14 protein-coding genes are annotated in these 22,040 nt (G+C 64.4%); 2 read left to right on the top strand and 12 right to left on the bottom strand.

Features of this window, described 5'->3' with window-relative positions; translation table 11 throughout:
- Positions 1–77: 77 nt before the first annotated feature.
- Positions 78–1,811, top strand: coding sequence for a cell division protein FtsZ (gene ftsZ / locus ACT6QH_RS04855; RefSeq protein WP_444973686.1), 1,734 nt, complete (start codon positions 78–80; stop codon positions 1,809–1,811).
- A 322-nt stretch (positions 1,812–2,133) separates the two neighbouring features.
- Entirely contained in the window at positions 2,134–3,069 is a 936-nt protein-coding gene (lpxC, locus tag ACT6QH_RS04860; RefSeq protein ID WP_444973687.1) for a UDP-3-O-acyl-N-acetylglucosamine deacetylase, read from the top strand.
- Between the two features lie 543 nt (positions 3,070–3,612).
- On the opposite strand, the gene trxA is transcribed toward lpxC, so the two are convergent.
- The 12 genes from trxA to ACT6QH_RS04920 form a co-directional block, all read right to left on the bottom strand.
- Entirely contained in the window at positions 3,613–3,933 is a 321-nt protein-coding gene (gene trxA / locus ACT6QH_RS04865; RefSeq protein WP_444973688.1) for a thioredoxin, read from the bottom strand.
- A gap of 85 nt (positions 3,934–4,018) precedes the next feature.
- The gene (addA, locus tag ACT6QH_RS04870) at positions 4,019–7,621 is read right to left on the bottom strand and encodes a double-strand break repair helicase AddA (protein WP_444973689.1); all 3,603 of its coding nucleotides are present in this window, start codon (positions 7,619–7,621) and stop codon (positions 4,019–4,021) included.
- Positions 7,618–10,680, bottom strand: a complete 3,063-nt coding sequence (gene addB / locus ACT6QH_RS04875; protein ID WP_444973690.1) for a double-strand break repair protein AddB — start codon at positions 10,678–10,680, stop codon at positions 7,618–7,620. The genes addA and addB overlap by 4 nt, the downstream gene beginning before the upstream one ends.
- A gap of 172 nt (positions 10,681–10,852) precedes the next feature.
- Positions 10,853–11,554 carry a nucleotidyltransferase family protein gene (locus tag ACT6QH_RS04880; protein WP_444973793.1) on the bottom strand — a complete coding sequence of 234 codons (702 nt, stop codon included), beginning with the start codon at positions 11,552–11,554 and terminating at the stop codon, positions 10,853–10,855.
- Between the two features lie 92 nt (positions 11,555–11,646).
- A complete protein-coding gene (tsaE, locus tag ACT6QH_RS04885) occupies positions 11,647–13,227 on the bottom strand; it encodes a tRNA (adenosine(37)-N6)-threonylcarbamoyltransferase complex ATPase subunit type 1 TsaE (RefSeq protein WP_444973691.1) in 1,581 nt (526 codons plus the stop codon).
- Positions 13,224–15,818 (bottom strand): PAS domain-containing sensor histidine kinase, encoded by a 2,595-nt coding sequence (locus ACT6QH_RS04890; RefSeq protein ID WP_444973692.1) that lies wholly within the window; start codon positions 15,816–15,818, stop codon positions 13,224–13,226. Before ACT6QH_RS04890 ends, tsaE begins: the two co-directional genes overlap by 4 nt.
- A 178-nt stretch (positions 15,819–15,996) precedes the next feature.
- Positions 15,997–17,322, bottom strand: coding sequence for a bifunctional folylpolyglutamate synthase/dihydrofolate synthase (locus ACT6QH_RS04895; protein WP_444973693.1), 1,326 nt, complete (start codon positions 17,320–17,322; stop codon positions 15,997–15,999).
- A gap of 144 nt (positions 17,323–17,466) precedes the next feature.
- A complete protein-coding gene (gene accD / locus ACT6QH_RS04900) occupies positions 17,467–18,387 on the bottom strand; it encodes an acetyl-CoA carboxylase, carboxyltransferase subunit beta (RefSeq protein ID WP_444973694.1) in 921 nt (306 codons plus the stop codon).
- A 468-nt stretch (positions 18,388–18,855) separates the two neighbouring features.
- The gene (gene trpA, locus ACT6QH_RS04905; protein ID WP_444973695.1) at positions 18,856–19,683 is read right to left on the bottom strand and encodes a tryptophan synthase subunit alpha; all 828 of its coding nucleotides are present in this window, start codon (positions 19,681–19,683) and stop codon (positions 18,856–18,858) included.
- 45 nt (positions 19,684–19,728) lie between these two features.
- Complete coding sequence (locus ACT6QH_RS04910; protein WP_444973696.1) at positions 19,729–20,136, bottom strand: hypothetical protein; 408 nt, start codon at positions 20,134–20,136, stop codon at positions 19,729–19,731.
- On the bottom strand, positions 20,133–21,344 hold the full coding sequence (trpB, locus tag ACT6QH_RS04915) for a tryptophan synthase subunit beta (RefSeq protein WP_444973697.1): 1,212 nt from the start codon (positions 21,342–21,344) through the stop codon (positions 20,133–20,135). The genes ACT6QH_RS04910 and trpB overlap by 4 nt, the downstream gene beginning before the upstream one ends.
- On the bottom strand, positions 21,341–22,033 hold the full coding sequence (locus tag ACT6QH_RS04920; RefSeq protein ID WP_444973698.1) for a phosphoribosylanthranilate isomerase: 693 nt from the start codon (positions 22,031–22,033) through the stop codon (positions 21,341–21,343). Before ACT6QH_RS04920 ends, trpB begins: the two co-directional genes overlap by 4 nt.
- Positions 22,034–22,040 lie beyond the last annotated feature (7 nt).

Genomic DNA, 22,040 nt, shown 5'->3' on the forward strand with positions numbered 1-22,040 from the left:
ATCACCCGTATCTAGATAGTCAGCCAGATTCATTCAGGGACGCACTGAGCCGAGCCGGGTTCGACGGAGCAAACAGCATGACGATCAATCTTCAAATGCCCGACATTCGTGAGCTCCGTCCGCGGATCACGGTGTTCGGCGTGGGTGGTGCCGGGGGCAATGCGGTCAACAACATGATCGCTTCCGGGCTGACAGGTGTGGAGTTCGTGGTGGGCAATACCGATGCCCAGGCGCTCTCCCTGACCCGTGCCGACCGTGTGGTGCAGATGGGCGTGGCCGTGACCGAAGGTCTCGGCGCCGGCTCCCAGCCGGAAGTGGGCCAGGCCGCCGCCGAGGAAGTGATTGACGAGATCCGCGATCACCTCTCCGGTTCGCACATGGTGTTCATCACCGCCGGCATGGGCGGCGGCACAGGCACAGGCGCTGCCGCAGTGGTGGCCAAGGCCGCCCGCGAGCTGGGCATCCTCACCGTGGGTGTGGTGACCAAGCCCTTCCACTTCGAAGGCGCGCGCCGCATGCGGGTGGCCGAGCACGGCATCATCGAGCTCCAGAAGAGCGTCGATACCCTCATCGTCATCCCGAACCAGAACCTGTTCCGGGTGGCCAATGACAAGACCACCTTCGCCGATGCCTTCGCGATGGCCGATCAGGTGCTCTATTCCGGCGTGGCCTGCATCACCGACCTGATGGTGAAGGAAGGCCTCATCAATCTCGACTTCGCCGACGTGCGCGCCGTGATGCGCGACATGGGCAAGGCGATGATGGGCACCGGCGAAGCCTCCGGTGACAAACGCGCCCTTCAGGCCGCCGAAGCCGCCATCGCCAACCCGCTGCTGGACGATGTGTCCATGCAGGGTGCCCGCGGCCTGCTGATCTCCATCACCGGCGGCAAGGACATGACGCTGTTCGAGGTGGACGAAGCGGCAACCCGCATCCGCGAGGAAGTGGACCCGGACGCCAACATCATCCTCGGCGCAACCTTCGACGACATGCTGGAAGGCATCATCCGCGTTTCCGTGGTGGCCACCGGCATCGACCCCGAAGTGATCCCCGACCAGATCCAGCCCACGACGGAAATGCACGGTCGCAAGACCTCCAATGCCGGTCGCATGGCTGTTGAGGCTGCCCGTGAATCGCAGATCCATGCTGCGGTCGCCGGCATCTCCACCGAAGACCTGATCGGCATGGAAGATTTTGGTGCGGAAGCCCAGCACCAGATGGATGCCTATGCGCCCTCCGCCTATGCCCCCCAGCCGGCTCACGAGCCGCAGCCGGTGGCCATTGACGATGTGACCATTCGCACCGCCGCGCCGAAGCCTTCCTTCTTCGCCGAGCCGGAGCAGTCCGCTGCCCCCGCGCCCATGATGGAGGATGACGAGTTCGCGCCCTACATCCCGCCGCAGAGCGAGCGTCCGCGTTCCCCGCGCATGCCGCGTGTGGATGAGCTGCCGCTGCCGGCCCAGAACCAGATCCGCGCCCAGCGTGGCGAGCCGCCGGTTCCCCAGCCCCAGCCGGACAAGAAGCGCATGACCCTTCTCCAGCGCCTGGCCAATGTTGGCCGTCGCGAAGAAGAGCCTGCTCATGAGCCGGTGCAGCACGAGCAGCCCGCCATGCGGGCCCAGGAAGCGGAATATCAGCCCGCTGCCCGCCCCACCCTGCCGCAGGGTCGCCCGGCTGAAGCGCACGCCGAATATGGCAAGCGCCCCCAGTCCCGCCCCATGGCCGAGGTGCCGTCTCGTCCCGCACCGCAGCGTCATGACGAGGATGACCAGCTCGAAATTCCGGCCTTCCTGCGTCGTCAGGCGAACTGAGGTCTCCGGGAAAAGGTCAGCGTCATTGCTCGATTCGACCTTTTCCGCCTCACAAAGGCTGTTACACAAACCGAAAGGCCGGCGTTTTCGCCGGCCTTAGTCATTTGTTATATATAACAAATTCTGAATTTCAGATTGGTAACAGGCGGTAAGCAAGCGTGATTTGGCGCACGCCCTCCGCCGGACTAGTGTGCCCCCATCTCGCAGGTGCCATATGTCGCGCCCCAACCGGGCGCTGCGGCTCTCCACCTCGGGAGCAAGTTTAAAACGGAATGTGTGGCCGCCTTGAGGCACCCCTTCCGGAGATGGGACCGTACCGATCATGCAGACGACACTGGCTCGCGAAGTAACCCTCAAGGGTGCAGGCGTTCATGCCGGGGTTGAGGCCACCCTCACCCTGAAGCCGGCGCGCGCGAACACTGGTCTGGTCTTCACCCGCTCTTTCGCAGATAGCGCCCCGCGCAAGGCCGTGGTTTCATGGCAGTCCGTGCAGGCGACCGATTTCGCTACCGTGCTGGGCGATCGTTCCGGCATTCTGGTCTCTACGGTGGAACATCTGGTTGCCGCCTGCTCCGGCCTTGGCCTGGATAACGCCATTGTCGAGATCGACGGACCGGAAGTGCCGATCCTTGATGGCAGCGCGGCCCAGTTCGTTCAGGCGATTGATTCGGTCGGCCTCACCACGCTTTCCAACCGTCGCAAATATCTGAAGGTGCTCAAGCCTGTGCGGGTTGAGAATGGCGCCTCCTTCGGCGAGCTGCGCCCCTATGACGCCGGCTTCCGCCTTGAGGTGGAGATTGATTTTGCCCATGAGGCCATTGGTCGGCAGCGTTTCGCCGCCACCATGACGCCTTCCGTCTTCCGCCGCGAACTGGCCAGCGCCCGCACTTTCGGCTTTCTGAAGGATGTGGAGATGCTGCGAGCCGCCGGCTATGCCCGTGGCGCGGCGCTGGAAAACACCGTGTGCCTCGATGACAATGGCGTGATGAACGAGGATGGCCTACGTTTCGCCGACGAGTTCGTGCGCCACAAGGCGCTGGATGCCGTGGGTGACTTGGGCCTTGCCGGCCTGCCCCTGCTGGCCCGTTACAGCTCCTATCGCGGTGGCCACAAGCTGAACGCCGCTATGGTCAGCGCCCTGCTTTCTGACCGCTCCGCCTATGCCGTGGTGGAAGAAGCGGTGCGCCCGGCACGCGAGCCCATCGGCGCCGAACTGCCCGGCATCAGCCCCGCACCGGCTTTCGCCCCCGAGCGGTGAGCTTACCGGGCGAACAGAACCCATCAGAATCAGAAAAAGCCGCGGCACCTGCCCGCGGCTTTTTTCATGTGCGCTCCAGAGAGCTGGTAACAGAACATCCGGTAGTTCATTCAGCACCGGGCTATTGGGCAAAATCAGCACTACCGCCCATTTTCATCTGCAAAACCCAACACCGGACTTCAGACATGAAGGGCACGATCTGGCGCGCCAGAAAGTTCACCACAACCGCCACCAGCCTACCGACCCTCGCCTCTGGTTGATAATGCAGCCTGATATGTGCCGAGACTGATTTCAGGCTCCGAACCCACTGTCAGCTTGTCCCTCGCTTTGCCCGCCTGTGGAAATAGATCCGCCACCACAATGGTGCCGCCCCGCACATCACCTTTGAAAAGTTCACCAAGCCCGATCTGGCTTCGATTTGCCTTATCGCGCCACCGCGGCAGAATCTGTCACGGCCCGCCGCTTCCCCGCCCGGCAGCTCACAAGAAAACGGGGCGGCACAGCCGTGCCACCCCGCTTCACATTGCAGATGAATGCCGCCACTCAGATGGCGGAATTGATCCACTGCACCAGCTTCGCCTTGGGGGCAGCGCCCACCTGGCGGGAGGCGATTTGGCCATCCTTGAACAGCAGCATGGTGGGAATGGACATGATGCCGAACTTCGCCGCCGTCTGCGGGTTTTCATCCACATTCAGCTTCACGATCCGCACCTTGTCGCCCATCTCGCCGGACACTTCGTCGAGAATCGGCGCCACCATGCGGCACGGGCCGCACCACTCCGCCCAGAAATCGACAACCACCGGGGTCGCGGCGTTGACGACTTCTGCCTCGAAATTCTGATCGGTAACCTTCTCGACGGCCATGACACACCTCTCAGGGGGGTAAGAACCCCGAACAATCGAAAGGGAACGTAAGAACGCGCCCCCCCATGGTCAAGCCGTGAGCCCATCATATGGCGGGGATCAGCCGCCCGGCTTCGTGCTCAAGCGCGGCGGCATCCAGCCGGAAAAGCGTTGGCCCAACCGTATAAACCAGCCATGCTTCCACTGGTTTGCCCGGAAAAATGCGCTCCAGTGCCGCACCATACAGGGCCAGCTGCGAGATATGTGCCGGTGCAATTTCTTCCGCGCGGGCCGGCAGCAGACGATCTGTTTTGAAATCCGCCACGATAATTTTTTCATCACATACGGCCAGCCGGTCGATGCGCCCGTTGAGATGCAGCCGGGCGCCATCCGCCCCCCGGAAAACACCACCCACAGCCACCTCGGCCCGACTTTGCGCGCCAAACAGGGGAGCAAGCGGCGCATGAGCCAGCACCCCCAAAGCCTCGGCCAGAATGGTGTGCAACGCCTCTTCAGGCACGCCATGGGCCGCATGGCGCAGCAGGCGCAAGCCCGCAGTCTCCCGCTCTGCCGGCGACACATCCGGCAGGCCCGCCAACAGGCGATGCACCAGATCACCACGCAGCAGGGGCGGCAGAATCTCGGCCATCTCCTTCAGCGTTTCAGCATTCATGGCGTCTGAACTGGCGATTGCCGCACCAGTTGCCGCACCCTTGCCGGCCAGAGAGGGCCGCAAAATGCGCACCACCGGTTCAGGAGGCAAGCTTTCAGACAGGGTGACAGGTGGAACAGATGGCTTCCGCACCTCCGGGCCGGGCTGCGTGTTCGCGTGTGAACGAACAGCCGTATCCGGCACATTCAGCCCACCTGCCTGCCGCCCCCCATTCTGCCAGCGCAACACGTCCCCCTCGAAGCCCAGAGCCGGCACACGCGCGGCCTCCGGCTCCAGCGCCTCCAGAACGAGATCATACCAGTTGCCCTCGGGGCGGGCATGGTCTTTCCCCTCTGCCGGCAGGCGGGTTTCCGCTCCACAGACGATGAGTGCATCTTCCGCACGGGTCAGCGCCACATAGAGCAGGCGACGATATTCCGCCCGCTCCCGCGCCATGCTCTCCGCCCGCGCTTCCGATAACGCCTCGGTATCTTCCGTCTTGCGCGGGGCCAGAAGGGGAATCTCCCGGCCCTGCCCATCCGCCACGGAAAGAAAGCCGCCATCATTGCGTCCGCGCGGCACATCCACCGTATCCGCCAGAATGACGATGGGCGCTTCTAGCCCCTTGGCACCATGCACGGTCATTACGCGCACCTCATCGCGCCCGCTCTCCATGTCGCGCTTGGTCTCCGCCCCACCGCGCCGCAGAAAGGCAAGGAAGCCGGCGAGGCTGGCCGGCTCGCTCATCTCATAGGTGCGCGCCAGCGTCATGAATTCATCCAGCACATCGGCCGCTTCCGGGCCAAGACGCGCCAGCATGGCCGCCCGCCCGCCATCACGCCCCAGCACACGGGCGTAAAAATCGAACGGCCGCAACGCGCGCGCATCCTTGCGCCAAGTTCGCAGCCGCTGAACGACAGCCGCATGGCGGGGCGCATCCTCACCGGCCTTGTGCAGCGCCGCCATCAACCGGCCCGGACGCTTCGGACACAGGGCGATGAGGTCATCATCCGTGTAACCAAACAGCGGGCTTTTCAGCACGCAGGCCAGCGCCAGATCATCATCCGGCGAGAGCAGCGCATCACCCAGCGCCATCAGGTCCATGGCCGCGATATGCTCGGCCACCACCAACCGGTCCGCACCGGCCACCGCCACCGTCTTCAGCTCTTTCAGCGCACGGATGATGGCCTCGAACGCCTTGCCGCGCCGGCGCACCAGCACCAGCACATCCCCCGCCTGCATCGCCCGCCCGTTGCGGGAAGGCACCGGCAGCCCGGCTGAAATGCCAGCCTGTACAAAAGCCGCCACGCGCCGGGCGAGCTGGTTCACCGGGTCATCCGCCGCCACCTCATCCAGCGGACGACGCCAGTCATCCACCGTCTCCACCTCGGCCGGGCATGTGGTGGGCCAGATCTCCACCAGAGCCGGCGCATCAGCGCGAATGGCGGCATGGGCCGGTGCGGTATCATCCAGCGTCAGACCGGCCTTGGCGGCATCGGCGGCGAAGATCCGGTCCACCGCTTCCAGCACACCGGGGGCAGAACGGAAGGAGTGGGGCAGCTCCACCTTGCGAAAACCCTGATCCCCCGCGCGCATCATGAATTCCGCCCGCATGCCGCCAAAGGCCCGCGGGTCTGCCCCCTGAAACGAGAAGATGGACTGCTTCTCATCGCCCACCACAAAGATGGTGCGTGTCACGCCTTCTCGCGCCCCCTCGCCGGAGAAGAAATCCGACGTGAGGCCATGCACCACCTGCCATTGGGCGGGGCTGGTATCCTGCGCCTCATCCACCAGCACATGGTCAATGCCCTGATCGAGCTTGTAATGCACGAAGCTGGAGGGCACCGTATTCAGCAGGCTGGAGGCACGGGCGATGAGATCATCAAAATCCAGAAGCCCCCGCGCGGCCTTTTCCGCCTCATAGCGCCGGCAGGCTTCCGCACCCAGCGTCAGCGCGGCCTCGGTGCGCTCCAATATGGCGGCGGCACGTAATTCGCCTTCCAGCGCGACGATGCGCTCACGCTCCTCCACCATGCTTTCATAAAGGCCGGCATGGTTGGTCTGGATGAATTTTGTGAGAAAGGCCCTGTCCGAACGCGGCGTGCGCTCCTTGGTGAGAAACAGGCTGGTGTAATGCGCCACCGCCTCTTCCTCGTTATCTGCGGCATAGGCCGCCAGCAGGGCGGCAGCGCGGTCCCTGTCGGTCTTCTTGTCGGATGTGGAGAGCGTGCCCGCAATCTCCTCCCAGGCATGATAGGGAATATTCGGGCCATCCAGCATCTGCTTACGGATGGACGCGGGCGAGACATGGGGCAGAACGCCCAGAGCCCCGGCCAGCGCCGCATGGCGTGCCTCCTCATCCGGCCCCAGAGAGCCGATCTTCTCGCGCACCGCCACGGCCGCTTCCAGCATGGCGCTGATGCCGGCGTCGGAAAGATCCTCCATCATCCGCACCAGCGCGCGGCCCAGCGGCGCCTCCAGATCGGAGGCAGCCTCGATGATGATGCGCTCGCGAATGCGAGCCATCAGCTCGGCACGGCCCACCTCATCCAGTTCACGGAATCCGGCCGCCACCCCCGCCTCGAACGGGAAGCGATGCAACAGGCCGCCGCAAAAGGCGTGGATAGTCTGGATCTTCAGGCCGCCCGGCGTTTCCAGCGCGGCGGCGAACAGGCGGCGGGCGCGCGCACGCATCTGCGGCGTGGGCGTGCCACCATCGGTCTCGCGCAGGGCCTCATCCAGTTCGGCGTCCGAGAGGCTCACCCAGCGGCCCAGCATGGCCAGCACACGGTTCGACATATTAGCCGCCGCAGCCTTGGTGTAAGTGAGGCACAGAATGCGTGAGGGCTGGGTGCCGGCCAGCAACAGGCGGATAACCCGGCGCGCCAGTACATGCGTTTTGCCCGAGCCGGCATTGGCCGAAACCCATGCGGAATGGGCCGGGTCTGACGCCAGCCCCTGTCGGCGGGTGGCCTCCGCCTTCGGAGAAGAAGCCTGCGGAGAGGAATCCTGCGGGGAGGAGATTTGTGGTGATGCTTCCATCCGGGCGTCGCTCATTCGTCCTCATCCCCGCCAAGGGCCCATTCACGCACGCGGGCCAGATGGTCATAATCGCCGAAACGGCCCTTCCATTGCGGGGCGGCCAGCGCGCGATAGCCCTGTCGTTCATCCTCGAAGGCCTGAAGCAGCCCCATGAGGCCGGAAAGCGCAGCTTCCGCCACCTCCATGGGCGTGCGGTCCTTCCAGAAGATGGCTTTTTCCTCGCCGCCCTGCGCGCCGCCCTTCAGCTCCACATAGGCCAGTTCGGACACCTCAAGGGCCGGCACATCCTTAAAGCCGCCACGCACCGCCATGGCGGCCTCCAGCACAAGCTGGGGAGAGAGGGAAGCGACCTGAGACCGCGAGGGTGCGGTGCCGGTCTTGAAATCCAGAATGGCCAGCGTGCCATCCGTCCTGATCTCGATACGGTCCGCCCGCCCGGCAAGGCGGAAACCTTCCGTGCCCACCTGAAGATCAATCTGGCCGGGCGTTTCAGCCACCACCGCATCCAGCCTTGCCCGCCGGGTCCGCTCGAACTCGACCAGAAAGGCCGCCACACGCTCAAACCGCGCCCACCACAGCGCATGTTCCGCCGGAAAGATGGTGAGCGGCGCAAACGCCTTGCGGCCATGGGCAATGAGCTGCTCATAGGCATCCGGCGGCAAATCCTTCGGAAAATCGCGCGCGAAATTGCCCACGGCCTCATGCAGCGCCGTGCCACGCTCTGCTCCGCCGGGGGCGGCATCCAGCGGTTCCAGCGGCTGAAGGCGCAGCACATGGCGGGCGAAGATGGAATAGGGATCGCGCAGGAAGGTCTCGATTTCCGTCACCGTCAGCCGGCGCGGGCGCAGGGCCAGCGGCGGGGTGGGTGCGGGGCGCTGGGCGCGGGGCACGGGCTCTGCGGCATCCAGCGCATGGGCCGCCACCTTCCAGCGCTCACCCCGATCCCGCGCCTCGGCCCATCGTTCCGGGCCAGCCACCGTTTCCAACCGCTTGAGAAAGCGCGAGGGCACGCTCTGCGCCCCGCCCACCTTCGCGGCATAGGTGAGCACCACTTCCTTCGAACCGAACCCCTGCACGAAATCATGGGCGGAAAGGCCAGTGCGCCGTTCCGGCAGGGCCAGCCCCAGTTCCGCGCGCATGGGGCGGGAGAGCCAGGGATCGCTCTCGCCCTGCTGGGGCCAGATGCCTTCCACAAGGCCGCCCATCACGATGCGATCCAGATGCACCATGCGCGCTTCCAGTGGGCCCAGCAGGCGCACGCGGGACACGCCAGGGCTGGTTTCCGGCCGCACCATGGCGTCGGCGATCAGCAGGCCGGCCACATCGGCATAATCCGTAAGGCTAAAGGCCGGACCATCCTTGGCGGCCTGCTCCACGGCCTCGAACACACGGGCGAGCGTGGCGGCGGCAGCATCTTCGTCATTCACATCCAGCGGGCCGCACATGCCCTCCAGCGCCGCCTTGTGCGCGGCGACCAGTTCGGGCAGCGGCACTGGCTCATGGCGTTCACCCAAAGCCAGCAGCGGACCCAGAGCCGCCTCCAACCGCGCCAGCAGATCCCGCGCGGCGACCAGAGCCGGCTCATCCACCCGTCGCCGCGGATCATTGCTGCGGATCTTGTCCGGGTGGAAGCCATCCAGCGCCGCCTTCAGCCCACTTATGCCGCTACGGGGGCGCGGCCCCCGCAAGGCCACCAGCTCCAGCGCGGCCAGCGCATCGGCCTTGGCGTGCGGTTCCAGCCCCAGCGTGGCGCGCGGCATGGACAGCAGAGCGAAGAGTGGCACCGGGGCGCAGCGCTCCGCCGCGACCTGCGTGATGAGCCGCGCGAGACGCCCGGCTTCCGTCTCGGCCAGAGGCGTTCCAGAGGAATCATCAACCTTCACGCCGAAGCGTGCCATTTCCGCCGCCACACGGCGCGCCAGATCCCGATCCGGCGTCACCAGCGCCACCATTTCGCCGGGGCGCTCCAGTGTCTCGCGCAGCAGCAGGGCGATGGCGAGCGCCTCCTGTCGCGGATCATCCGCTGCCACCACACTTACACGGGCCATCGCTTCGGCCACATCTTCCGCCGGCAGACGCTCCGGCAGGGTGGCCCACAAATCCGATGTCTCGGCCGGGCGCATCACCTCGCTCAGCAGCCGTTCTCGGCCATGGGCGGAAGGAGGAGACAGCACGCCCACATCCGCTCGCGTCACCTCCAGCGTCTTAAGCAGGCGCGCCATGCCATATTGCGGGTGGTCAGGCGCACGGGTGGCTGCATCGGTGATGAGAGCGAAGGCGTCATCCTCCATCTCCATATCCAGCCCCGGCAGCACCACCGCCCCATTCGGCAGGCGTGAAATGATGCGCAGCAGCCTTGCCGTCGCCGGCATGGAACCCGTCGAGCCCGCCGCAATCACCGGCCCCATGCCCGCCCCCAGAGACCGCCCCAGACCGGCTAGACGCTGGCCTTCCGCATCCATCAGCGCATCGCGGCGCACGGCGGGCTCCACCAGGCTCTTCTCATCCAGAAAGCCGCTGAAAGCCGCACGGGCAATGCGCAGGAACTCAAGGCTGATCTGAAAATAGGGGTCCAGATCCTGCGGCACGAGGCTCTCCAGCCGCGACACCGGAACACCAGCTGTCGTCAGATCATCGAAGAGATGGGAAAGCTCATCGGCCAGCGCCAGAGTGGCAGCCGGCCCTGCGGCGACGGCCGCGCGCCCCTCGCCCTCCCGCAGCGCATCGCGCCAGGCCGCCACCAGCCGGGCCAGCACCACACGGCGATGCACCGGCGAGATGGCATGGGGCGCAGCCAGAACCGGCGCATCTTCCGAGAAGGCCAGTGCATCTTCATCCACATCGCCCAGCGGCACGATATGGGGCAGCAGCAGGGCCGGCTTGCCCGTCACCTCCAACAGCGTATCGGCCAGCATGCGCCCGGCGCGGCGGGTGGAGACGAAAATGGTGACACCGGCCAGCGCCATCGGGTCTCCATCCGGCCGGAAACCCGGCACCAGAGTGCCATCCAGCAGAGCCCGCGCCAGCACGGGCAGGAAGGCAGCCGAAGGCGGAATGGTCAGGATGCGCGGCATGAACACCTCTTTCCGGGCCGCCCCAATCGACCGCCCTGCCTCAGAGCTTCTCCGGGCGGAACACGCGGTGCAGGGTCACAAGCGCGAACGAACCGGCTTCTGCCCGCTGTCTAGGAAGCCCGCATGTCAGATCCGGTCATAACGGGGATGAATGGAGCTGGGCAAAGCCCGGCTATTCTGTGGAATTGGCGATGGCTTCTTCCGCCAGTGCAATGGCCTCCGGCGTACCGACATGCATCCAGATACCATCCAGCCGCAGGCCAAACAGCCGGCCGGCCTCATTGGCCTTGTCAAAGATACGGTTGAGAGAGAAAGCCCCTTCCGGCGCGCCTTCAAACAGCTCCGGCTTCAAAATACAGGCCCCGGCATAGACAAAGGGGGCCATCTGCCGTTCTGGCCGGCGGGTGAGGCGACCATCCGGCTCCATACGAAAATCACCAGCGCCATCATAGCCGATACTCAGGGCCACAGGGGCCAGCAGCAGCAGCGCGTCCATCTGCTCCGGGTCGAAGTTCTCCATCAGACGGGCCAGATTGGGATGCGCGCCTTCCACCCATATGGTGTCGGAATTGATCGCCAGAAAGGGTTCCCCTCCCAATAGGGGCAAGGCACGATGCACACCACCACCGGTTTCCAGCAAGGCATCGCGCTCATCGGAAAGGGTGAGATGCGGCGCGCCTTCACGCGCGGACAGATGGCTTTCGATCAGATCGGCCAGATAGTGCACATTCACCACCGCCTCAGCCACGCCAGCTTCTGCAAGACGATCCAGCACATGATCCAGCAGAGGCTTGCCCGCCACCGGCACCAGAGGCTTGGGCAGCGTATCTGTGAGCGGCCGCATGCGGGTACCCAGCCCTGCGGCCAGCACCATCGCGCTGAAAGGGCGCGCGCCGCCTGGCAGGCCGGAAGGTTGCACGCTCTCACTCTGGCTCGTGTTCTGCACCTTGCGCGCCTGCGTCACGGCTAGGCTCCTTTTGCTGGCAAATCTTTTGGCGGAATATCCTGCGCCGGCAAAATCTCATCATACCAGGCCCGCAGCTCCGCCAGATCCGGGTGGCCGAGCCCGCGCGCGAGATAACGGCGCATATGCGGAATGTGGCGCAGATAGCCGGGCTTTCCATCCCGCCTGTCCAGCCGGGTGAAGATGCCCAGAATCTTGGTGGCGCGCTGGGCCCCCATCAGCGCATAGCTGCGGGCGAAGCCGGCCATGTCGAAGGCCGGGTCCGCCGTCTTGCGGCTGCGCATATAATGGCTCACCAGATGAAGCTCGGTCTGCTCCGGCACATCAACCCGTGCATCCTGCGCCAGAGACACCACATCATAGGCCGCTGGGCCCAGAAGCGCGTCCTGAAAATCAATCAGCCCCACCTTCTTCAGCCCCTCACGCCGGGGCAACCAGATGAAGTTGGGGGAATGATAGTCCCGCATCACCCAGGTGCGTGGTTCTGCCAGAGCAGGTGCCAGCGCCTTGCGCCACAATTCATGAAAAACACCGTGCTGCGCTTCATCCAGAAAGATGCCATGAGCCGGCAAATACCAGTCCACCAGCAGATCCAGCTCGGCCAGAAAGGCGCGAATATCATAGGTGGGCAGCGGGCTTTCCACCTGTGGCGCAACATGCAGAATATGCGGCAAGGGGCGGCTGTGCAGCATGGCCAACACATCCATGGCGGCCTCGTAACGCTCCCGGATCGGAGCGGGCGGAGAACCGGCCAGCACCCCTTCCTGGCCCAGATCCTCCAGCACCAGCAGGCCAGCCTCAATATCCGCAGCATAAATCAACGGTGCGGAGAAGCCCTGCGCAATCAGCGCCCGGTCCATTGCCACAAAGGGCTTCACATCCTCGGCCAGATGCACCAGCCGGCTATAGGGCACCCCGCCACGCCGCACAGGGGCACCATCCGGCCGGGGCGGCGCATTCATGAGAATGGCGCTGCGATCCGGCCCCACAAGGCGCGTATAGGAGCGTGGTGAGGCATCACCCTGCATGAACACCCGATCGGCCGCACTAAAGCCGGCGCTTTCAATCAGCACTTCAGCCAGATGCAGCCGCTCCAGCCGGGCGGCCATTTCGCCATGCCCTGTCAGTAACGCAATGCGCGCCTCCGGCCCCATATCCGGCGCAAGAGACAGCGAGATATCCAGAAAGCTGCGCGGCATCCTCTCGCCGGCACGATCGGCCCATTCCACCAGAACAAGGGCGTCATCCGCCAGTTCATCCCAGCCGATTTCATCCAGTTCCTCTTCCTCCACAATGCGGTAGAGGTCGGCATGAACAACCGGAAAGCGGGGAAAATCATAGGTGATGACAATAGGAAAAGTGGGGCTGGGCACATCGGTGCGCGGCTCCGCCGCCACGGCACGAATGATGGCGCGGGCCAGTTCCGTCTTGCCCGCCCCCAGATCGCCCGAAAGGGTGATGACATCATGCGCCCCGAACCAGGAGGCGATAATCATGCCCAGCCGTTTTGTGGCGGCAAGGTCCGGCAACACCACACGGCAGGTTCCCCCTGCCCCCGGCACACGCTGGATGAAGGCACTCATGCGGCCACCTCTTGTCGCTGGGGCGCAGCGCTCAGGGGAAATTCACAAATGGCGCGGGTGCCGGCAGGGGCAGCCGGCTCCAGCCGGATAGAGCCGCCATGCAGCTCCATGAAGGAGCGCGCGATGGACAGACCCAGCCCCACCCCACGATGATCGGGATTGGCGCTGCGGCTTTCAAATCTCTGGAACAGGGTTTCCACCAGCTCCTGCGGCACGCCCGCGCCTTCATCCCGCACACTCAGAACCAGCCTGCACTCAAGCCGTGTGGCGCTGAGTGTTACGGTGCAGCCCTGCGGTGAGGCGGTGATGGCATTGGAAAGAAGATTGAACAGAACCTGACGCACCCGGCGCGGGTCCGCCGTGAAACAGCCTGCCTGCGCAGGCACATCCAGCGCCAGATGCACGCCCGCCGCGCGAATCTGGTCCTGAATGGCATCGGCCACCCCTTCCAGCATCTCGCGGACATCAATCTCCTTCATCTCCAGTTCCATCGCACCTGCGTCAATGGTCGCGAGATCAAGAATGTCGTCGATCAGCGCACGCAGCAGATCCGAGGAATGGTGCATATGGTCGAGATATTCGCGCTGGCGCTCATTCAGCGGGCCGGCCATGCCCTCACGCAGCATGTCGGCATAGCCCATCAAGGTGTTGAGTGGCGTGCGCAGATGGTAGGAGACATGCCCAACAAAGGCGTTCTTCAGCCTGTCGGCCGCCTCCAGCGCCTCCGCGCGCTCAATAAGGGCGCGTTCCACCTTCACACTGTCCGTCACATCGCGGAAGGTCACCATGGTGCCGCCATCGGGCAATGGCTGGGCGGTGCTGTCCAGCACCTTTCCATCCGGCCTCTCAAGGCGCATCGTCTGCGCCTCGCGCTGCTCCATCGCCGTCACCACGGAGCGTATCCGCGAGAAGGCCGAACTTTCACCATGCAGCGGGCGACACAGGGCTGCTACCGCATCCACATGCGGCTTGTTGCCCAACGCGGCCGCATCCAGCTGCCACAGATTGAGAAAGGCCAGATTATAAAGCCGCAATCGCCCATCCGAGCCAAATACCGCGACCGCCTCTGCCAGCCCATCCAGCGTTTCACCCTGAATGCGGTTCAGGCTGTTGAAACGGCTTTCCAGCGCAACATGTTCCGTCAAATCATCGAACAGATAGGTCACGCCGCCTTCGGCGTTGGGCGTGATGACCACCCGCAACACCTCATTGCCGGGCAAATACCACCAGTCATTCACCGGCTCGAGGGCGCGATAGGCCTCACGAAGCTGGGCCCGCCAGGCGCGGAAATCGGCCTGCTCCGGCACCTTGCGGCGGGTGCGCAGGCTTTCCAGAATTTCGCTGTCCGAGGGGCGCTGATCGAGGAAGGCGGGGGAGAAATCGAACAGTTGCTCATAGGCGGTGTTGTGAAACACCAGCCGCTCATCCGGCCCGAAAATGGCGACCGCCGTTGTGAGATGATCCAGCGTATTGCGATGGGCTGTCACCACGCGGCTGGTTTCGGCGCGGGCGGCGGCCTCTTCCGTCACATCCACGGCCATGCCGGCAATGCCGAAGGGGCCGGCGGTTTCCACCACATCCATCTGGCGACGCTGGCCATGGGCCACAGCTCGCACACGCCCCCTGAAGGCACCCTCGCCCTGCTCTGCGCTTTCGGCGGCGGCACGGCTCTTGCTATCCAGAAGGTCCAGCCCGTCCGTCCGGGCCTGTTCAAGAGAGGACGCCCCTACCGCATCCAGAAAGGCCGGGTTGGCATAAAGCAAAGCGCCATCTGCACCGCGCAGCCAGGCGGGCGTGGGCGCGGCATCCAGCACGGCGCGCAAACCGGCCTGCAATGGCCCGGCCTCATCCACAACTGCCCCTGCCCCTTCCGCAGCGCCGGGGTGCACCAGCACCATGCCCGCCCCATTGAGCGTGCGCCCCACAAGGCGGAACATGCGCCCATCCGGCGCGCGCAGGGGTTGATCCAGCGTGCCATCCGTACTGCGCAGAAGGGCAACGGCCTTTTCCACCGCCACAGCTCCTTCCGCCCCCAGCCAGGAAGCCCGCTCTGCCTCCGGCACACCAAAGGCGCACACATCGCCCTCTCCTCGCAGCCAGATCAGCGCGCAGGGCGCACTTTGGGAAAGAAGAGCACGGGCGTCATAAGCATCTGCACGGGCAAGGGCGACGCGTCGTTCCGCCTCATCAATACGGGCGTCAGCAGCCATCAGGGCCTGCCGGGCCCGGCGCTGTTCCCGCGCAAACATGCCCCCCCCCGCCAAAAGAGCCCCTGCGGCGACAGCCAGCCATGCTGCCGGAGATGACATGAGAGAAAAGCCCGCCAATACGGGCATATGGCCGGCGGCAAAGCTCAAATCAGCCAGACCCACCAAGCCGACGCCGCTGGCCGTCTCAGCCGGGGCGGCCAGGGCCGTGCCACTCATCAACGCCAGAGAGGTCAGCGCGGTAGAGGCGCATAGCGGATGCTTCAGCCTTCCGCGCGACAACCATCGGAGGGGGGCGTCTTCCCTGCGGCAGATTTTTGCACCCAGCTTTTCCATCCGCCCCATCATCTGCCCGGTGCCTCCCCATGCGGGGGAGATTGCCATGGATCGTGCACCATGACACCCCGCCGCCATCCGAATCATCCGGACTTTAGCGGAGCGACAGAATCGGTTGAAGGCCCGTGCGGGCCGAAGCAGCACCCACACACCGCAAGGGCTTCATGTGAGGAATAGCGGGGAAAAGCCGGCTAAAAATTCAGCCTCCACCATCAAAAAAGCCAGCTCAACGCACTGGCGTGCCATTGGCCTCCAGCACCGCACCGGCAAGATAGAGCGATCCGCAAATCAACACCCGTGGCGGCGCGGCGGATGTGCGGGCCAGAGAGGCCAGCGCCTCCCCCACCCCATGAGCCACCCGCACCGGAATGCCAAGGCCCGCAGCCACGGCAGCCACCTCCTCGGGAGGACGTCCGGCATGTTCGCCCGGCATGGGCACGCAAATGGCCTCGCGCGCAAGCCCCGCAAAAGGAGCCAGAAAGGCGCGGGCATCCTTCGTGGTCAGCATACCCAGAACCAGAACCAGCGGGCGCGGACAGCGCTCCTCCAACTCACACAACGCATGAGAAAGAGTAATGCCGCCAGCGGCATTATGGCCGCCATCGAGCCACACCTCCGCCCCTTCCGGCGCACGCGCCACAAGCCGTCCACTGGTCAGGCGCTGCATGCGAGCCGGCCATTCGGCACGGGCCACGCCCTCTTCCTGAGCCGCATAAGGCAGACGGAAGCTGCGCAGGGCGGCAACAGCCAGGCCGGCATTGTCGATCTGATGCGGCCCCATCAGGCGTGGACGGGGCAGATCCACCAGCCCTTCCTCATCGGAATAGACCAGCCGCCCACCTTCTTCATGCACATGCCAGTGCTCATCCCGCACAAACAGGGGCGCATGCGCACGCAGCGCCGCACGCTCAATCACCGCCAGCGCCTCGGGCGGTTGCGCCCCCACCACCACTGGCACGCGCGGCTTGATGATGCCCGCCTTCTCGCCCGCAATGGCCTCAATCGTGCTGCCAAGAAAATCCACATGGTCGATGGAAATCGGCGTGATGACACTGGTGCGCGGGGCTTCCACCACATTGGTGGCGTCGAACCGTCCGCCCAGCCCCACTTCCAGCAACAGCACATCGGCCGGATGCTCGGAAAACAGCAGCAGGGCCGTGACGGTTGTGATCTCGAACAGGGTGATGGGCTGGCCGGCATTGGCGACCTCAACCCTGTCCAGCGCATCGGCCAGCGCCGCATCGCTCACCAGTTCGCCGCCCCCCGGCACGCCAAGGCGGATACGCTCATTGAAGCGCACCAGATGGGGCGAGGTGTAGACATGCACACTGCGCCCGGCAGCCTCCAGCATGGCGCGCATGAAGGCGATGGTGGAGCCCTTGCCATTGGTGCCCGCCACATGGATGACAGGCGGCAAACGCTTTTGCGGCTCCCCCAGCTTTGCCAGCAACTGTTCCGTCCGCCCCAGCGAAAGATCAATCTTGCGCGGGTGCAGTGTGCTCAGTCGGTTCAGGATCGCATCAGGATCAGGCATCTGGAGCGGCAACGCCATGGCCGTGCACTCAAACTTTTGCTCTGCGAACCACCATGCTTACAGCCATGCGCAAGGCCGGACTGATGGCCATAAGGGCCCGCAGATGAAAATGAAGAGGCCGGAGCGCAAACACTCCGGCCGGGAACAGGATCATCTCTGGAATCACGCTTCGGAAGAAGCCGGGGCTGCGGGCTCGGCCACCGGGCCACTGATACGCCCCTTGGGCGGCACAGCCGGCGCCTTCATCATCAGCCGGCACAGGCGGCCCAGCGTCTCGCGCATCTGGTGGCGATGCACCACCATGTCGAGCATACCGTGATCGTAAAGATATTCCGCCCGCTGGAAACCATCCGGCAGCTTCTCGCGGATGGTCTGCTCGATCACGCGCGGGCCGGCAAAGCCGATGAGCGCGCCGGGCTCGGAGAGCTGCACATCACCCAGCATGGCGTAAGAGGCCGTGACCCCGCCCGTGGTGGGGTTGGTGAGCACGACGATATAAGGCTTCTTTGCCTCGCGCAGCTCCTGAATGGCGGCCGTGGTGCGCGGCATCTGCATGAGAGAGAGAATACCCTCCTGCATGCGCGCCCCACCGGAGGCCGCAAACATGATGAAGGGCGTGCCCTTCTCTGCCGCAGTTTCCAGCCCCGTCACCACAGCCTCGCCGGCCGCCATGCCGAGCGAGCCGCCCATGAAGGAAAAATCCTGCACGGCGATGGTTACGGGCAGTTCGTCCAGAAGCCCCGTCGCCACCTTCACGGCATCCTGATAGCCGGTCTTGGCGCGAGCATCCTTGAGGCGATCAATATAGCGGCGCTCATCACGAAATTTCAGCGGATCAATTGTCACGCTCGGCAGCGCCACTTCATCGTAAGCGCCGTCATCGAAGGTGGCTTTCAGCCGCTGTACCGCATCCATCCGCATGTGATAGCCGGAGGATGGGATGACATAGAGATTGGCTTCCAGATCCTTGTGGAACACCATCTGCCCGGTTTCGGGGCATTTCACCCAGAGATTTTCCGGCACTTCGCGGCGCGCCAGGAAATCACGGATCTTCGGGCGGACGACGTTGGAAATCCAGTTCACAGGCTTTACTCCGACGGCGGGCGGCTGGCGCGGTTTCGCAGCGCAGCATATCCACACCCGGCCTTCCAGGCACCCCCGTTTCCTGAAAAGCGGGAATGTCCCTAACAAATTGAGTGCCCCGCCCTGAAAGACCATGGCACCCGTGACATCACCCTTCCGCGACGCGCCGCTTCCCCGGCCCGCCCGCATTCAGGCATCAAACCCTGCATCCCGGCCTCATCCCGGATGAGACAAAGACCCGGCGCCAGAAAAGGCGCGCCAGATAGAGGGCATGAGACAGGCCCTGCGTGGCATCATCCTTTTCCGGGGATGCTCTAGAACATTTTGACATTTCGATGAAGCGGCAAAATGCCCAGACAGCACCTTTGCCGCGCCTGCGCGGCACAATGCTGGCTGCGATTATCCATGATGAGGGGGCAGCGCGGCAAAAATGCGGCCAGCCCACACGGCAGGCCGCAGGCTTGCGACTCAACGGCGAACGGAACGCACCGCCTCTGCCAGCCCCCGCACCACCTTGCACACGGCGGGCACGGTTTCAGCTGTGGCATGGCCGGCTTCATCCAGTGAGCAGCGCACGGTTTCCACCAGAGCGGACCCCACCACCACGCCATCTGCACCAGCGGCAATGGCGCGGGCCTGTTCGGGTGTTTTCACGCCAAAGCCCACAGCCACCGGCAGCGGCGTATGCCCCTTGATGCGCGCCACCGCTGCGCCCACCACATCCGCATTCGGCGTGGCCGAGCCGGTGATGCCGGTGATGGAGACATAATAGACAAAGCCCGCCGTGTTCTTCAGCACCACCCGCAAGCGCTTGTCATCAGTCGTAGGGGTGGCCAACCGAATGAAATCCAGCCCAGCCTCCAGGGCCGGCAGGCACAGCTCATCATCTTCTTCCGGCGGCAGATCCACCACGATGAGGCCATCCACCCCGGCTGCACGCGCATCCACGAGAAAACGCTCCACCCCATAGATATAGATGGGGTTGAAATAGCCCATGAGCACAATGGGGGTTTCATTGTCAGCAACCCGGAAGGCCTTCACCATGGCCAAGGTCTTGGCCAGGGTCTGCCCGGCCTTCAGCGCGCGCAGGCCACCGGCCTGAATGGCGGGGCCATCGGCCATCGGATCGGTGAAGGGCACGCCCAGTTCGATGATGTCCGCCCCGGCTTCGGGCAGCGCCCGGAGAATCTCAAGAGAGGTCTCTCCATCCGGATCGCCGGCGGTAATGAAGGTCACGAGCGCCGGGCGGCCCTCCTCCCGGAGTGCAGCAAAACGGGTGGCGATACGGGTGGTCATCAGTTGAAAAGCCGTGGTTGCGCCCTGTTTCCAGGGCGTGCACCCTCACTGGGCGCTGGTGATTCTACAGGAAGCGGAAGTGGCGTCGGCGCCAATCAGGCGCACCTGCCCATGGCCGGTTTCCCCCGGCGGTGTGGCATAAATGGGCGTGGAAGCCGAACCGGCGGCGTTGTCCCCGTCCAGAAACAGGCATCTCACATTAATCTGGTTCAGCGTCTTGTCTGTCTCATTCTTCACGGAGACCGAGACGAAAGCGCCGCCCGGATCAGTCCCCACCGTACCGGAGACAAGGGTAAGACGGGTAAGAGCGCCCGCATCCGCAGAAGCATCCGCCTGCTGCCCCAGCGCCGCGCCCAGAGGCAGCACCACTGTTGCGCCCGCCAGCAGACCGGCAACGGCCATGCGCCGCCCGAACCGCCCGGAAAGAAACCCGCAAGAACGGGAAGCTCTCATAGCTTGTCTCCCAGAATCTCGGCGACCTGAGGCACATCCTTGTCGCCCCGGCCGGAGAGGTTGACCACCATGAGATCATTCTTCCCGCGTTTGGGCGCAAGTTCCACCGCTTTCGCCACCGCATGGGCAGATTCCAGAGCGGGAATGATGCCCTCAAGGCGGGTCAGAAGCTGGAAGGCGTCCAGCGCTTCCTGATCGGTGCAGGGCAAATAGGTCACGCGGCCGGTATCATGCAGCCAGCTATGCTCCGGGCCAATGCCGGGATAATCCAGCCCGGCCGAGATGGAATGGGCTTCCAGAATCTGCCCGTCATCATCCATCAGCAGATAGGTACGGTTACCATGCAGCACGCCGGGGCGGCCACCCGCGATGGAGGCGGCATGCTCGCCCGAGGAAATGCCGTGCCCGGCCGCTTCCACACCGAAAATCTCCACCGAAGGCTCATCCAGAAATTCATGGAACAGGCCCATGGCGTTGGAGCCGCCTCCCACCGCCGCCACCAGCAGATCCGGCAGCCGCCCTTCCATCTCCATCATCTGCGCACGGGTTTCGCGGCCAATGATGGACTGGAAATCACGCACCATGCCTGGATAGGGGTGCGGGCCGGCCACAGTGCCGATGCAATAGAAAGTGTCGGTGACATTGGTCACCCAGTCACGCAAGGCTTCGTTCATCGCATCCTTCAGGGTGCGCGCGCCGGACTGCACCGGCACCACTTCCGCCCCCAGAAGCTTCATGCGGAACACATTGGGAGCCTGCCGCTCGACATCGACCGCCCCCATATAGACCACGCATTTGAGGCCGAAGCGCGCACACAGGGTCGCCGTCGCCACGCCATGCTGGCCAGCGCCGGTTTCCGCGATGATGCGCTTCTTGCCCATGCGCCGGGCCAGCAGAATCTGTCCCAGCACATTGTTCACCTTGTGAGAGCCGGTGTGGTTCAGCTCCTCACGCTTGAGATAGATCTTCGCCCCGCCCAGATGCTCGCTCAGGCGCTCCGCATAATAGAGAGGAGAGGGACGACCAACATAATGGGCGAGATACTCATTCATCTCCGCCTGATAGGCGGGGTCGGCCTTGGCAGCCTTGTAGGCCTGCTCCAGTTCCAGAATGAGCGGCATCAGCGTTTCGGCAACGAAACGTCCGCCATGAATACCGAAGTGGCCCCGATCATCCGGGCCGGTGCGATAGGAATTGGGAGCGTTCACGAAGCCTGCGCTTTCAATGAGAGGTTTGAAGCTGCTGCCTTGCGGGCCGCTGCCACAAAGGCGCGGATCCTGTCAGGCGATTTCACGCCCGGCGCGTCTTCCACGCCGGAAGAAACATCCACGCCATCCACATGAGCATGAACGAGGTGAAGACGGGAGAGCGCCTGCGCGACATTACCCGCATTCAGCCCGCCGGAAAGCATGAGGGGTCGGCCCGCACGGAAGCCGGCCAGCACATCCCAGTCAAAAGGAACGCCATTGCCACCGGGCAACACCGAATCGCGCGGCGGCTTTGCATCCAGAAGCAGCCTGTCGGCCACAGCCTCATAAGCGGGGATGACGGCCAGATCTTCCACCCGCTCCACGGCCAGCGCCTTCATGACAGGAAGCCCGAATCGCGCCCGTACCTGCGCCACCCTTTCCGGGCTTTCCGCACCATGTAGCTGGAGCAGATCCGGCCCGAAGGCCAAGATGATCTGTTCCAGCAACGCATCATCGGCATTCACGGTCAACGCCACTTTCTGCGCCCGCGCACCCACCCGTGCGATGAGGGCCGGCGCATCCGCCAATGCGAGATGGCGCGGACTTTTGGGGAAATGCACAAAGCCGAGAAGATCCGCCCCCGCCTCCAGCGCCGCATCCACGGCATCAGCGGTCTTCAGGCCACAGATCTTCACTTCAAGCGTCATTGCACAG

Source organism: Haloleucobacter albus, from assembly GCF_052492075.1.